Here is a 14,559-nt window from a genome sequence, read left to right on the forward strand (position 1 = left end):
TTAACATTCGTGAAATTAATCAACTTTCTTCCACCATGAATTTAAGGACTTTCCTAAGTTTAGGCAAAAGCCCTGAATACCTCTTTGATATGAGATTGTTGTCGATCATGCTTTTTAAATATTTTTCCTGTCCAACTATTACCACGAGCTTTTTAGCCCTCGTTACAGCAGTGTAAAGAAGGTTTCTGGTGAGAAGCATAGGCGGTCCAAAGCTCATAGGCATGATGACAGCCGGAAATTCACTTCCTTGGCTTTTGTGGACAGTCACACAGTAAGAAAGGCTTAGTTCATCTATATCTGCAAAATCGTAAACAACTCTTTTATCATCATCAAATAAGACAGTAAGCTCCTGCGAATCATTATCGATAGACTCTATGATACCCATATCGCCATTAAAGACACCTTCGCCTTTTTCATCACCTTTTGTCCACTTCATCTTGTAGTTATTTTTTATTTGCATCACCTTGTCTCCCACTCTGAAAGTAAAATCTTTCATCTGCCTTTCATCCAGTCCTTTTTTTGAAGGATTTAAGCACCTTTGCAGTTCATTGTTCATGTTTATAACGCCTATCAAGCCTTTTCTCATAGGGCTTAAAACTTGAATATCCGTAAATGGGTTGAATCCATACGCTTCAGGCAACCGCCTTTTACATAAATCCAATATAGTATTTAAAATTTCGTCTTGCGATGAAGCATTTATAAAGAAAAAGTCATTTTCTTTATCGTTTAGCACAGGATACTCGCCATTGTTTATCTTGTGGGCATTTACTACTATCAAACTTTCCTTCCCTTGCCTGTATATCTTATTAAGCCTTATCACTTTTACCAAGCCGCTATCTATGATATCTCTAAGCACATTACCAGCTCCAACAGATGGAAGCTGATCGACATCACCTACAAGTATAAGCCTTGAGCTTAACGGAATAGCTTTAAGTAGAGCATTCATAAGCAATATGTCTATCATCGAAGCCTCGTCCACTATTATGACATCTTCTGTCAATGGATTCTTGTCCTCTTTGCCAAAGCCTCGTCCTTCTTCTTCTGTGTATGAGTATTCCAATAGGCGATGTATCGTCTTCGCTTCAAACCCTGTAGCTTCGGTCATCCTCTTTGCAGCTCTCCCTGTAGGCGCAGCTAACGCTACCGATTTTTTAAATTTTTTAAAAAGCTTTATTATGAAATTTATTATTGTAGTCTTTCCCGTTCCAGGTCCACCTGTTATGACAAGAATTGAGTTCTTGACAGATTCTAAAACTGCAATCCGCTGATTGTCTGCAAGGTGAATCCCCATATCTGATTCTATCTTCCATATTTCATTTTCAATATCAATATCCTCAGGCTTTACATCTGTCAGCGTCATGTTTAAAATCTTATCTGCAGTGTTGTTTTCAGCTACAAAATACGGTATATAATATACACCGTGAGAACCATCTTCAAATGTCTCAAACTTCACTTTTTCGCTTTGTGCCAAAAGAACCAATGAATCGTAAACTTCTTCTTCTGATACTTCAAGAAGCCTTGCTGTTTCTTTAAGCAAAAGTTCAAGTGGCACATACGTATGACCATTTGATGCATATTGTATCAAAACATACTTTGTGCCAGATGAAATCCTATAGCTGGAATGCAAGTCAACGCCCATTGCTCGAGCTATCTTATCAGCCGTCCTAAAGCCAATCCCAAAAATTTCATCCGATAATCTGTATGGATTTTGCTTTATGAGTTCTATAGAATCATCGCCGTATTGCCTGTATATCTTAATTGCATTCGTAGTGGAGATGCCATAACCTTGTAAAAAAACCATCACGTCCCTCAATGTCTTCTGCTGCTCATAAGATTCTGATATCATCTTTACTCTTTCTTCGCCTATTCCAGGTATATCCAACAACTTTTCCGGATGAGATTCTATGATGTTTAGAGAATCGACGCCGAATTTTGAGACGATTTTTTTCGCCATGACAGGACCTATACCTCTTATGAGTCCAGATGACAAGAATCTCTCCATCCCATACAATGTCGACGGCGCTATCGTCTCGTACTTTGAGACCTTCACCTGTTCCCCATAGTCAGGATGTACCATCCACTCGCCTTCAACTTTAAGCGTCTCACCTATCCCAACAAAAGGCATATATCCTACTACTGTAATAGTATCCCTTTTCGAATTAAGTTCTAACACAGCGTACCCATTTTGTTCGTTTTTAAAAATTATTTCCTCAACAGTACCTATTATTTCAACCATAGCTATCCCTACTTTTTTATTTTCTATCTACAATTGTATATTATTTTCATAGATATTTGAAGCGCGCATCATATTTTTTCAATTTTGTACTTTATCTTCACGATTTCTTCATACAAAAGAGCTATGTCTGCTTTCGTTGCTGGTAGGTTATACATAGATCTGTTACTTTCAAAGTTTAATGGACTTAAATTAGCAAAAAAAGTCTTTATCATGGCAGCATCTCTCAAGTGCTTCTCGATCGTAATCTTCTTTTGATATACTTTTATCTTAGCGTCACCAAGATTTACAATGCAATACGTAGAATGCTCCTCTATCTCTTTTATCTTCTCATAGCACACATATCCGTAAGATACATCCTTTGCCACCTTTGGAATTCTAACTTTTAATTGCACAAGCGTAAAGTTAGAAGCTATAGGAATTGGAAAAGTATTTTTAATGCCAAGGCTTTTGGCGTACTTTTCTTTTATGGCACTTAAATCTACAGCATACTTTTTCAAAGTCCTCTTTAGACAACTTTTGACACTGGATTTTATATGCAATACATTGCCATTTAAGTCTATTAATTCCGTCCCATCTCCGTAATCATCAAGATAACAAGGCAATATGGCAATGTAGACATCAGGTATATCAAAATCCTTCATCTCCATTACTCCTTTACGAACTAATGTTTGTACTTATTATATAAAATAACAACTTCAAAGTCAATATATGGATATGCGTTTAAAAATTTTCCGAATTTTTTTTTTTTTTTTTTTTTTTTTTTTTTTTTTTTTTTTTTTTTTTTTTTTTTTTTTTTTTTTTTTTTTGAATTTTATTACAATGCATGAAATTATTGACTGGTACAAAAAATTATAATATAATATTAATTGTCGAAAAAAGGGGAAAAATGAGATGAATTATGATGAAGAAAAACTGATGTCGCATCTTTTGATGTCACTAAAAAACTACCATTACGAGACGTACAAGCACAGCATAAGAGTCGCAAAGTTATCATACAATGTAGCAAACATGATGCGGCTTAATATAAAGGAAAAAATAACGATATACAAGGGTGCATTGCTGCACGATATAGGCAAAGTGATGATTCCGATTAGTATTCTTGCAAAACCAGATAAACTTACAGAATTGGAATACGACGTCATGAAATTGCATCCCAAATACGGCGCCGATATACTGGAAGCCTTAACACCACTTGCATATTTGACATCTACTGTGCTATATCATCACGAAAGGCTAGATGGGACAGGTTATCCTTATGGTTTAAAAATCATTCCGTTTGGCGCACAGATTGTAGCAGTGTGTGATTCTTTCGACGCAATGACAAACGATAGACAGTATAGAAAAGCTAAAAATGCTATTGAAGCAATACAAGATTTGAAAGAGTGCGATGCAAAGTACAACCAAATGCTTGTTTCAGCATTAGAAAATTTGGTTAAAACAAAGACACAAATTCTCGAAAAAGAAAATAGAGAAAGCAATGGAATCGCCATCTAATTTATGCTATAATAAAAGTAGCGGAGCGTACAATTTTTATAAAAATCGCGGCTATAAATATAAATATACAAGCCGCAAAGCCCGGAGGAAACTCCGGGCTTTAAAATTATTATTTATTGAAAGCAAGTTTTTTCAGTATCTCAACTCTGTCAGTTCTCTCCCATGTAAGGTCAAGATCTGTGCGTCCAAAATGTCCATATGCTGCAACTTGTCTATAAATAGGCCTTCTTAAATCAAGATCTCTTATAATAGCAGCAGGTCTCAAATCAAATACTTTTTTAACTATTTCTGATATCTCTTCATCAGATATTTTCCCAGTGCCAAAAGTATCTACATTGACTTCTAATGGTGTAGCTACGCCTATAGCGTACGCCAATTGAACTTCACACCTTTCAGCAAGCCCAGCAGCTACGATGTTTTTCGCTACATACCTTGCAGCGTACGCAGCAGATCTGTCTACTTTCGATGGATCTTTGCCAGAAAAAGCACCGCCGCCATGTCTTGCATATCCACCATAAGTGTCGACTATTATCTTCCTTCCTGTAAGACCACTGTCTCCTTGTGGTCCGCCGACTACAAATCGCCCTGTCGGATTTACATATATCTTCGTATCATCATCAATAAGCTCTGGTGGAACGATAGGTTTTATCACATACTCTTTTACATCATTTTCAATCTTATCATGATCCACATCTGGTGAATGCTGTGTAGATACGACGATTGAATCAACTCTCTTTGGCACGTCATCAACGTACTCAATCGTCACCTGTGTCTTGCCATCAGGTCTTAGGTAATCTAAAGTGCCATTTTTCCTTACCTCTGCTAATCTGCGAGCAAGCCTATGTGCTAATGATATTGGAAGAGGCATAAGCTCAGGCGTCTCTGTACATGCGTATCCAAACATCATGCCTTGGTCTCCAGCGCCTTGTTCTTCCAGCTCATCGTGGGAGATGCCTTTTTTAACTTCTAGAGCCTTATCAACTCCCAATGCTATATCTGGAGACTGTTCATCTATTGATGTAAGCACAGAGCATGTATCTGCATCAAAGCCGTATTTTGCACGAGTGTATCCTATTTCCTCTATGACTTTTCTTGCGATTTTAGGTATGTCAACGTAACACTTTGTGGATATTTCTCCCATCACCAATACCATACCTGTTGTAACAGCAGTCTCGCAGGCTATCCTCGCATATGGATCATTTTTTAAGATCTCATCTACAATAGCATCAGATATCTGATCGCAAATTTTATCTGGATGTCCTTCAGTAACTGATTCTGAAGTAAAATACTTTTTCATCTGTATCCTCCTTTTTTAAATCACATAAAAGACCTAAAACAAAATAAAACCTCTCCAAAAGAAGAGGCACATCCACCCTCATCTTTCAGAAGTAAACTTCTGCGAGAATTAGCACCTTGTCGTAAGACAGGTTGCCGGGCTTCACAGGGCTCTTCCCTCCACCTCTCTTGATAAGAGTTTCACTTATTTAACTTAAAATATAATATCACAGTACAACTAATAAGTCAATTAGAAAGTGAAAAAGTGCTTGACGACTGTCAAGCACTTTAAAGTTAATATATGATAATGAAGGGGTTCTTTTGCCTTTTAGAATACAACAAACTTATCCCTTGGAGCTCCGCATACAGGACATTTTTCTGGTGCTGTATCAATTACAGTATAGCCACATACTGGACAAATATATACTTTAGAAATCTTTATGTCTTCATTTTTCAATGCTGCAGCTTTTGCATCTGTGTACATCTTAGCATGTATTTTTTCTGCTTCTAACGCATAATTAAAACTTCTATCTGCAGCTTTCTCTTCTTGCAGATCAGCAACTGCCTTATATGCAGGATACATTTCTTCTTCTTCAAACGTTTCACCTGCTATTGCTTTGTCAAGATTTGCTACTGTGTCTTTCACTTCTCCTAATGTATTGTAGTGATTTCTAGCATGGACTAGCTCTGCATATGAGATAGCTCTAAAAAGCTTTGCTATGTTTGGCTTACCCTCCTTTTCAGCCACATCAGCAAAAATTTGGTACCTCATGTGGGCCTGGCTTTCACCTGCGTATGCATCGCTTAGATTTTTTGTCGTCATTTCTCTCATTTCAAAATCTCCTCCTTTTTTTAATCTAATACTTTGTCCCCTGGTTTCCAACCTACAGGACAAGCATGACCTGTTTGAAGTGCATTAAGCACTCTTAGTATTTCATCGACATTTCTGCCGATTACTGGCTCATGTACAACTTCATAATCAATAATTCCATCTGGATTAATGATAAAAGCAGCTCTTAAAGCAATTCCAGCATCTTCAATAAGTATTCCATACTGCCTTGTGACATCCTTGTTGTAATCAGACAAAAGCGGAAAATCAACACCACCGAGGCTATCTATCCATGCCTTGTGTGAATAAACGCTATCTGTGTTGATACCTAATAGCTCTGTATTGAGCTTGTCAAACTCAGGTTTCATCCTGTTAAACTCAGGTATTTCTGTCGAACATACTGACGAAAAGTCAAGTGGATAAAAGAAAAGCACTACCCATTTACCTTTATAATCGCTTAAGGATATTTGACCTTTTGTGCTGTCTAACTTAAATTCAGGAGCTTTCTTACCTACCAACGACATATGTACACACCTCTCATCTATTCTTCTTAGTCAATCATACATTGGATAAGCTATTAATATTTTATTTCTATTAATAACTATTTTCCCTTCACAAGTATTATTATACATCAATTATTTTTTATGTCAATAGGATTTGGAAAATTTTTTATCGATGTTTTTAAAAATCATTATGATAAGGAAATCTTGAAAGGCAAAATAAAAAAAGGCCCTTTAGCCTTGTATTCATGGTGGAGGGAGATGGATTCGAACCATCGAAGGCACCAGCCAACAGATTTACAGTCTGCCCCCTTTAGCCACTTGGGTATCCCTCCATGATTATTTTATTTTAATGAGAAAAAATATTCACAAATAGAAATGGTGGTCGCAATAGGGCTCGAACCTATGACCCCCTGCTTGTAAGGCAGGTGCTCTCCCAGCTGAGCTATACGACCAATCATGGTCGGGGTGGAGGGACTCGAACCCCCGACCCCATGCTCCCAAAGCACGTGCGCTACCAACTGCGCTACACCCCGGCGTCTCGCGACATATTTGATTATAGTTGAAATCTATCAATTTCACAAGATTTATTATTCCTCATTTTAGCCGGTTTCCATCAGTTAATTTGGCATTTTTTCGATATCTTTCGCTTATGCTCCATTTATCTTTTATAATCATTATACACAATTTAGGCAATAATAATATTAGTTTTTATTTTTATTTTATGAAATTGTAACACGACTGTAATATACAAAAGGTACAATATGGTTGTATAGGTATGGAAAATTTATCAACCGCGCTAAATTGCCGAAGATAAGTTTTAAAGAACAATTGCTAAATACATAGGAGGGATTTTCGTGAAGTACCGAAAAGTTATAAGCATGTGTATATCTTCAATAATCATTTTTTCATCGGTTTTTATGAATGGTATTGCTGCAGATGCTTACACCGTAATAACTTCAAATGAAAGCCAGCAAATATTAAGTAAAGGTGTTACAGAAAAAAACATTACATATTTTACGACAGATGGTTTCATCAATATCAATGTTTTGGATGTGGACTTAAGCGACAGTAACACATCAATATCCACCATTTTTAATCCATCTGGTTTTAAAGACAGAATGGATGTAGAAGACATGGCAAATGGAAACGGTGCTATAGCCGCAGTAAATGGCGATTTTTTTGACACGAAGCAAGGGTTTATCGTAGGAGCATCAGTTAAAGACGGAAATCTTTTAACTGTCCCATACTATCAAGGGAATTACGCCACATTTGCCATAGATAAAAACAATGTTCCATCAATAGGATATTGGAAAAGCACTTCTCTTAGCATAACACTACCTGACGGCAGTCAAGTTCCAGTAAGTGCTTTAAACAACGTAGGTTCCATAGGCAGTGGTACATCTTGCGTCATATTTACAAAAGACTGGAATGATGAGACACCGGGTCTAAGCGATAGCTATAAAGACCTTGTTGAAGTATTAGTTGACAAAAGCAACAGCGTCTTGGAGGTAAGACAGGGTGAAGGTCCTGTAGCAATTCCCGATGGAGGCTATTCTATAGATGCAACAGGTGATGTCGCAAAGATTCTTTTAAATCTAAAGCAAGGAGATAAAGTCATCAAAAATATCTCTACAGACCCTCCATTTGACAACTTTAAGATGGCTGTAAGCGGAGGAACCATTTTGGTACAAAACGGTTCAATACCGTCGCAATTTACCGACAATGTAGACGGCATGTACGCAAGGACAGCTATAGGCTATACTGAAGATAAGAAGCATGTAATAATAGCAACAGTTGACAACGCCAACACGAGAGGAATGACAGAAAGTGAATTAGCGCAGCTTATGTTAAGCTTAGGCGCTTATGATGCTATGAACTTGGACGGCGGCGGCTCAACTCAAATGGCCATAAGACCTTTAGGAGATAGTCAAGCAAAGCTCCAAAATGAAGTTCCTGGTTTCGAAAGAAATGTAGCCAACGGCGTTGGAGTATTTAACACAGCACCAACAGGAAATCTATACGCCATAAAAGTTGAAGCAGATAGCCCAAATGTCTTTGTAGGCACCCACAGAGCAATCACTGTAAAAGGATATGATGCAAATTATCAACCAGTAAAAATCGATCAAAACTCCGTATCATTTTCAATAAGCGGCATAGCAGGAAAATTTGATGGAAATGAATTCATGCCTCAAAGTGCGGGTGATGGCGTAATAATAGCAAGAGTAGGCAATGTGACTGGTACATTGAAAATAAAGGCTTTAGATGCTATAGCAGACATAAGATTTACGCCTTATTCGGTCAATGTCGATAAAGGCGGGACTACATCAATATCTGTGATAGGCAAAGACATAAACGGCTATAGAGCACCTATAGAAGACAGAGACATAAGCTGGACTGTCTACAACAATGTAGGCACCATTTCAAATGGGGTCTTCAAAGCAGCCAATAGTGATCTATCTGGTGCTTTATCGGTAAATATAAACGGAAAAATAGGAAATTTAATGGTAAAAGTGGGGCAAGGATCAGATTTTGATGCGTCACAGCTTCCAAAGCCATTGGACTTTGAATCTGTTGACAGCAAAAATAAGGAAGTAAGCGTCAGCAACACTAACGATTCGTTTAAATTCATGGTATTTGGGGACACAGATTACAATACGCTTTTGAAGCTTCAAATTTCCTTAAAAGCTGCCAGCATAGCCAATAAAGACTATCCTTTAATAGTTTTCACAGGGGATGTAAATGACAAAGTCTTAAAATCACTTACGATTCCTTATATAAAAGCAGGTAATTCTTATGGAGTATATGACTTTAGAAATTCGACATTTATCATGTTAGATGATACTAATGGAGGTTTGCTATCATCAAATAAGGAACAGTGGAGTTGGTTTTTAAACACATTAAACAGCGTAAAAGGAGATAATCTATTTGTAGTTTTGCCAAAACCTGTATGGGGCTCCGATGGGTTCAAAGATACAAAAGAAGCTCAACTGTTTGAGGATACACTGCAAAAATTCAGAGAAGATACAGGTAAAAACGTATGGATAATATACAACGGAGATACGCCTTTTTATACGACATTGAATGACAACATACGGTATATATCTAATTATGGAACAAATAATGGCAGTGGTAGTATGGATATATACAATGACGCCAGATACATTTCAATAATGGTAAATGGAAAAGACATTTACTATCAAGATAAAAATTTGTTTACAAAGTAAAAGATGCGCTAAAAGCGCATCTTTTACTTTGATGTATTTTTATCATCAAAATACTTTTTCACCACACTCTTTAAAAAATCTATGTCATTTTCTGACAGGTGCTTTTTAAGTATATCCATCATCTCGTAGCTTTCTTCTGCTGTCACACCATCTTGAGACATTTTCATGATCTCGCCTATGCCTGACGGGCCTAATTTCATCAATATGCCTATAGCCTTAGATTTTGTTGCAAAATCCATCTCTCTTTGAACACTTAATATTTTTTCAGGCGTCACAACTATTCTATTCAAGTTTGAATTTTCACTGCTTTCTTTTGAATTGTTGTTGCCGTTTATATTTGTAAAATTTCTGTTCCTCTCTTGGATTAATTTATCCAGCGATTTTTCATCAAATTTTCTTATGTCATTTTCCTCACCGTTCTTTTTATCCGAATTTTTCTTATCGCTTTTTTCATTATCTGCTGCCGATTTATCTTCATTTTCTTTCACATTCTGAGTAGTGTTAAAAACAGGCACCTGCAACTCATTTTGATTAATTTTATCCGTAGATGAGTAGTATGTACTTTCATTCTCCGGTTTTAAGACTTCATTTGGAGGTGGCTGTTCTTTTATAAAAGCATCAAGCATAAATATAATACTGGCAGCCGTAATAGCGACGACGATCCCAATGCTACAGATTGATTTCTTCACCAAAAAACACTCCCTTCGAATACTTTTATTATTTCATCCTTAACTGCATTTAATACAAATTTTGGAGGAAGATTTTATGGATGAATTGCGGGTTAGATATGACGACAAAAACGCCATCAATCTCATGTCGGCGTATTTAGCAGATCAGATAAACTTTGATTCTGTGATACTTTGCATAGGTACCGATAAATGCATCGGAGATTCGTTAGGCCCTATTGTAGGAGACATGATATCAAAAATGACCAGCGGCATAAGCGTCTATGGAACATTAAAAAATCCGATACATGCAATGAACCTTGAAGAAAACATCGCACACATAAAAAGAAAGCACCCATACAGCAACATCATTGCTGTTGATGCTTGTCTTGGAGATAAGGACAACATAGGTAAAATATCCATAAAAAAATCGCCAATATATCCAGGTAAAGGAGTAGGAAAAGTATTGCCTGCTGTCGGCGACATATCTATAATAGGCGTGATTGACGCCTTTGACATAATACCTGTACATAATACAAGGCTTGGATTTGTATTTGAGATGGCAGAAGTCATCGCCATGAGCGTACATAGAGCTTTTTATTTGAAAGCAGCCATAAAAAATAACTCTGACGTAAGTCAGAGCTAATGTTTTTTACTTTAGGTACAATGGTATTGATACAAGATCTTGAACAGAGCCATCTTTTGGACTTAATGAAAATACCTGTAATGTGCCATCTTGTGGTGTTGACAATGGATTGTACTGTATGTCTGCCTGAAAATCTCCCCAAGATGGTGCACCCGCACTTGCCTGCACAGACGTCTGCGTCAATATATTGCCATTTGAATCCAACAGTCTTATATTCACAACAGCTTCAAAAACTCTGGCCTTTCCTACCACTTTTATAGGGCTTGTAACGCTGTTGTTTCTCATAGGCGACAGCACGATTATGTTTGCCTCTTGGCTGCTGTAGGATGTGATCGTGTTTTTGTCAGAATCAATCACAGCCCGCGCTTCTTTGTTTTTCGTCAAAATCATGCCAAGCTCATCACCTACTTTTATATCTGTAAAATCCATGTCTGTCTCTGAATACTGGTAACCACCTTGACTGTCGTAGCCGATCTTTGACTGGCGGTGTATTATGGCATTTGGCAATACCTTAATATCTGGACCTGCTACATTGTTTATATCACTTGTATCTTGGTATTCCCTCTCTATCGTAACGACTCTCGTATCGTAATTGATGGCTTTTACGATGCCATATATGAATGTCTCTCCTTTTGTAGGGTCTGCTTCAGGTATCTTCGTAAATTTCGGCTTAACATCACTTATAACCCATATATTGCCTTCCTTATCGCCTTCTGGTTGGACAAGTGTCACAAGATAAGACTTATTGTCATGGATAGCATTTATGAGTGCAATTCCACCCTTTTTAGATTCCAATGAAAAATCGTCATCAGGCGAAAATCCAACAACACCGCCTTCCTCTTGTATCACTTTCATCGGATCAAGTCTCCATGAATCCTTTCCAAATGACGTACTCTCCTGAAGCTTTTTTACCCTGTCCTTATCAATGTACACTTCTCCTGTAAGCACAATCCTACTCAATGGGTCAAGGCCTATTTTGTAACCATAAAGTGAATCTATCTTGTTGCCTTCCACTAAAATCTGGACACTGTTTACATTTGGAAGCCCAGTAAGTGTATTTACAAGTGCAGCAACCATGTACTTTGCCGTAGTCCCATCGATACTTGTTGAAGATGTATAATCTTTAGAAAAATTGACATAAGCCGTAGTATCCTTCAACTGAACCGATAAAAGCTTTGTGTTGTCAGGAATTATCGGCTTTGAATATTGGTCTTTAGGGCCTTTCATCAACTCATTTATCACCTGTTTCAGTAAGTCCGCATTTTCGGATACGCTTCTTACTTCCATATTCAATCCTGACATCTTGCTATTTAAAAAATACAGTGAAACTTCTTTAACAGCTTGAACAGTAGATTTCGGACTTATAGGGGCATTTTTTTCCGTCTTAGTTTTCGTGTTTGTAAAGCAACCTGACAAAGAAATTGCAGCGATCAATATCAAGACTAAAAACGCCTTCTTCATTGTTATCCCCTCCTAAAAATATGATACAACATTTTTATTACACCTGTATTAACAGAACCTTAAAATTTAATAAATTTTTATTTAAATGTTTTTAACCGGAATCGTTATGTAGAAAACGGTGCCTTCACCGACAGTGCTTTTAACGTCTATGTGTCCTTTATGCAAATCCACAATCTCCTTTACTATGGCTAAACCCAATCCAAAGCCTCCCGTCTTTTGAGATCTTGCCGTATCGCCTCTGGAAAACCTTTCAAACACCTTAGGCAGCGTTTCCTGACTTATTCCTATGCCTGTATCAGATATGGTGATGTAGACATTTTTATCGTCAGAATCAAGAGTCAGTTTAACAGAGCCACCGCTTGGAGTGTACTTTATGCCGTTTTCCACGACGTTGTATATCATCCTGTAAAATCTATCTGCATCAACATCTGCAAAAATGTTTTTCTCGTTCTCAAATATCAGCGAAACACCTTTTTGATCCGCTATAGCTTCAAGGTTTTCAATGACATTGTAAGCAATCTCGCTGATATTTTCCGTTTTATTTTCGATTGAGCGTATTTTATCAATCTTTGCTAAAACCAACAATTCATTTACAAGTCTCGTCATTCTATCAACTTCAGAATTTATATCCTTTAAAAACTCTTTATACACGGATATATCGACATTATCGCTGGATATAAGCGGTTCTACAAGGGCTTTTATTGCCGCCAATGGCGTTTTAAGCTCATGGGATGCATCGGAGACAAATCTTTTTCTCTCCTCGTCTATTTTCATAAGCTTTGTGCCCATATCGTTAAATGCATCTGCCAGCTTGCCGATTTCATCTTTTCCCTTCACATCAACTTTGTAGTCAAATTTGCCTTCAGATATTATCTTCGTAGCATCTGTAAGCCTTTTTAAAGGCTTAGTTATAAATGCAGCGACTATTAGGCTTAGTATGCTTACGATAGAACCTATGGCAGTAAATGTGTATATCATCTGCATTTTAATTGAGTACAAAAAATTCATCACATCGTCAATAGACGTAGATAATAGGATACTACCTACAATCTCATTTTTTATAGTAACAGGAACAGCAGAATACATGGTCCAACCGGAACCTGTGATGTAGTGTATGCTTGTAGAGCCTGTCCCTTTTAAAGCAGACTTAATATCACTGTAGTTATTTATATCTTTGCCTTCGATACCGCCATTTCCCGCAGAGTCAACTATCACTTTTCCATTTACATCAGTAAAAAGGATCCTTGAGTTAATCTGGTTTGCATAGTCAACAATGGTAGGCTCAATCAAATACGAGGAGACGCCTATAAATTTAGAAACCAAATTTGCAATCATATTAGCCTGCGTCAAATTAGTGACTCTTTCATTTGCAAGGTAGCTTTCATAAATATTGTTGAAAAGATAAATGCCTGTAGAAGCCAGCGAAACTATTAGGATAATAAAATAAATCGAAAATATCTTCCACCTTAAACTCAACGTATCACCCTATTTCATGTAGTAGCCAGAGCCCCACTTTGTGAAAATATGCTTTGGATTTGCCGGATCGTCTTCAATCTTCTCTCTAAGCTTTCTTATGTGGACATTTACAGTATTCGTATCTCCATAAAAGTCAAATCCCCATATTAAGTCCATCAGTTTGTCCTTAGAATAAAGCTTTCCCGGATTGGAAGCTAAAAGAACTAATAATTCAAACTCTTTGTTTGTAAGGTCGATGTCTTTGCCATTCTTCTGGACTATCTTGTCAGGAACATTTATCGTAATATCACCTAACTTTATTACATCGTGTTTTTTTACATAAGGTGTCGTTGTCCGTCTGAATAAAGCCCTGATTCTGGCAATCAATTCCCGCGTGTTGAAAGGCTTCGCAAGGTAGTCATCTGCTCCCATCTCAATGCCTACTATCTTATCCACATCTTCGCCTTTGGCTGTAAGCATTATTATAGGTATATTCGAAAATGACCTTACCTCTTTGCAAAGTGTAAGACCGTCGATTTTTGGCAACATCAAATCTAATATGACTAAATCATAATTGCCATTTTTTATTTTTTCCAAACCTTCTTCACCATCATAGGCACAATCGACGTAATATCCTTCTTGAATGAGGGATAGCTTCAACCCTTTTACAAGCATTTCTTCATCATCGATAATTAAAATGTTTTCCATAGCCGATACCTCCATTTTTAGTATATCATATTCTATGTGAAAATTGTATATAATTGATTTTAT

At 37.1% G+C, this 14,559-nt stretch carries 12 protein-coding genes, 3 tRNA genes and 1 riboswitch; of the genes, 3 read left to right on the top strand and 12 right to left on the bottom strand.

Features of this window, described 5'->3' with window-relative positions:
• Positions 1 to 19 precede the first annotated feature (19 nt).
• Both recD2 and JJQ93_RS07780 read right to left on the bottom strand, forming a co-directional pair.
• Positions 20 to 2,236, bottom strand: coding sequence for an SF1B family DNA helicase RecD2 (gene recD2 / locus JJQ93_RS07775; protein ID WP_274893341.1), 2,217 nt, complete (start codon positions 2,234 to 2,236; stop codon positions 20 to 22).
• A 68-nt stretch (positions 2,237 to 2,304) separates the two neighbouring features.
• Entirely contained in the window at positions 2,305 to 2,877 is a 573-nt protein-coding gene (locus JJQ93_RS07780; RefSeq protein ID WP_274893342.1) for a hypothetical protein, read from the bottom strand.
• 250 nt (positions 2,878 to 3,127) lie between these two features.
• On the opposite strand from JJQ93_RS07780, the gene JJQ93_RS07785 reads away from it, so the two are divergent.
• On the top strand, positions 3,128 to 3,730 hold the full coding sequence (locus tag JJQ93_RS07785; protein WP_085111736.1) for an HD-GYP domain-containing protein: 603 nt from the start codon (positions 3,128 to 3,130) through the stop codon (positions 3,728 to 3,730).
• A gap of 109 nt (positions 3,731 to 3,839) precedes the next feature.
• On the opposite strand, the gene metK is transcribed toward JJQ93_RS07785, so the two are convergent.
• The 6 genes from metK to JJQ93_RS07815 all read right to left on the bottom strand — a co-directional run bounded on the left by metK (position 3,840) and on the right by JJQ93_RS07815 (position 6,870).
• Positions 3,840 to 5,027, bottom strand: coding sequence for a methionine adenosyltransferase (gene metK, locus JJQ93_RS07790; protein WP_274893343.1), 1,188 nt, complete (start codon positions 5,025 to 5,027; stop codon positions 3,840 to 3,842).
• Between the two features lie 75 nt (positions 5,028 to 5,102).
• Positions 5,103 to 5,204, bottom strand: a riboswitch (SAM riboswitch).
• A gap of 129 nt (positions 5,205 to 5,333) precedes the next feature.
• The gene (locus JJQ93_RS07795; protein WP_274893345.1) at positions 5,334 to 5,837 is read right to left on the bottom strand and encodes a rubrerythrin family protein; all 504 of its coding nucleotides are present in this window, start codon (positions 5,835 to 5,837) and stop codon (positions 5,334 to 5,336) included.
• 20 nt (positions 5,838 to 5,857) lie between these two features.
• Entirely contained in the window at positions 5,858 to 6,358 is a 501-nt protein-coding gene (locus JJQ93_RS07800; protein WP_274893346.1) for a peroxiredoxin, read from the bottom strand.
• A gap of 225 nt (positions 6,359 to 6,583) precedes the next feature.
• A tRNA-Tyr gene (locus JJQ93_RS07805) sits at positions 6,584 to 6,669 on the bottom strand.
• A gap of 44 nt (positions 6,670 to 6,713) precedes the next feature.
• Positions 6,714 to 6,789: transfer RNA gene (locus JJQ93_RS07810), tRNA-Val, on the bottom strand.
• A gap of 5 nt (positions 6,790 to 6,794) precedes the next feature.
• Positions 6,795 to 6,870: transfer RNA gene (locus JJQ93_RS07815), tRNA-Pro, on the bottom strand.
• A 321-nt stretch (positions 6,871 to 7,191) separates the two neighbouring features.
• On the opposite strand from JJQ93_RS07815, the gene JJQ93_RS07820 reads away from it, so the two are divergent.
• On the top strand, positions 7,192 to 9,561 hold the full coding sequence (locus JJQ93_RS07820) for a phosphodiester glycosidase family protein (RefSeq protein WP_274893347.1): 2,370 nt from the start codon (positions 7,192 to 7,194) through the stop codon (positions 9,559 to 9,561).
• 23 nt (positions 9,562 to 9,584) lie between these two features.
• Here JJQ93_RS07820 and JJQ93_RS07825 read toward each other — a convergent pair whose 3' ends face one another.
• Positions 9,585 to 10,250: a hypothetical protein gene (locus tag JJQ93_RS07825; RefSeq protein WP_274893348.1), complete on the bottom strand. Its 666-nt coding sequence runs from the start codon at positions 10,248 to 10,250 to the stop codon at positions 9,585 to 9,587.
• 76 nt (positions 10,251 to 10,326) lie between these two features.
• On the opposite strand from JJQ93_RS07825, the gene yyaC reads away from it, so the two are divergent.
• Entirely contained in the window at positions 10,327 to 10,872 is a 546-nt protein-coding gene (gene yyaC, locus JJQ93_RS07830; RefSeq protein WP_274893349.1) for a spore protease YyaC, read from the top strand.
• A gap of 6 nt (positions 10,873 to 10,878) precedes the next feature.
• On the opposite strand, the gene JJQ93_RS07835 is transcribed toward yyaC, so the two are convergent.
• From JJQ93_RS07835 to JJQ93_RS07845, 3 genes are all read right to left on the bottom strand, one after another.
• Complete coding sequence (locus JJQ93_RS07835; protein WP_274893350.1) at positions 10,879 to 12,333, bottom strand: Gmad2 immunoglobulin-like domain-containing protein; 1,455 nt, start codon at positions 12,331 to 12,333, stop codon at positions 10,879 to 10,881.
• A gap of 81 nt (positions 12,334 to 12,414) precedes the next feature.
• Positions 12,415 to 13,809 carry a sensor histidine kinase gene (locus JJQ93_RS07840; RefSeq protein ID WP_274893351.1) on the bottom strand — a complete coding sequence of 465 codons (1,395 nt, stop codon included), beginning with the start codon at positions 13,807 to 13,809 and terminating at the stop codon, positions 12,415 to 12,417.
• A 9-nt stretch (positions 13,810 to 13,818) separates the two neighbouring features.
• Entirely contained in the window at positions 13,819 to 14,496 is a 678-nt protein-coding gene (locus JJQ93_RS07845) for a response regulator transcription factor (protein ID WP_013788657.1), read from the bottom strand.
• Between the last annotated feature and the right edge of the window lie 63 nt (positions 14,497 to 14,559).

Origin of the sequence: Thermoanaerobacterium sp. R66 (assembly GCF_028895185.1) — a bacterium.
Lineage (GTDB): Bacteria > Bacillota > Thermoanaerobacteria > Thermoanaerobacterales > Thermoanaerobacteraceae > Thermoanaerobacterium.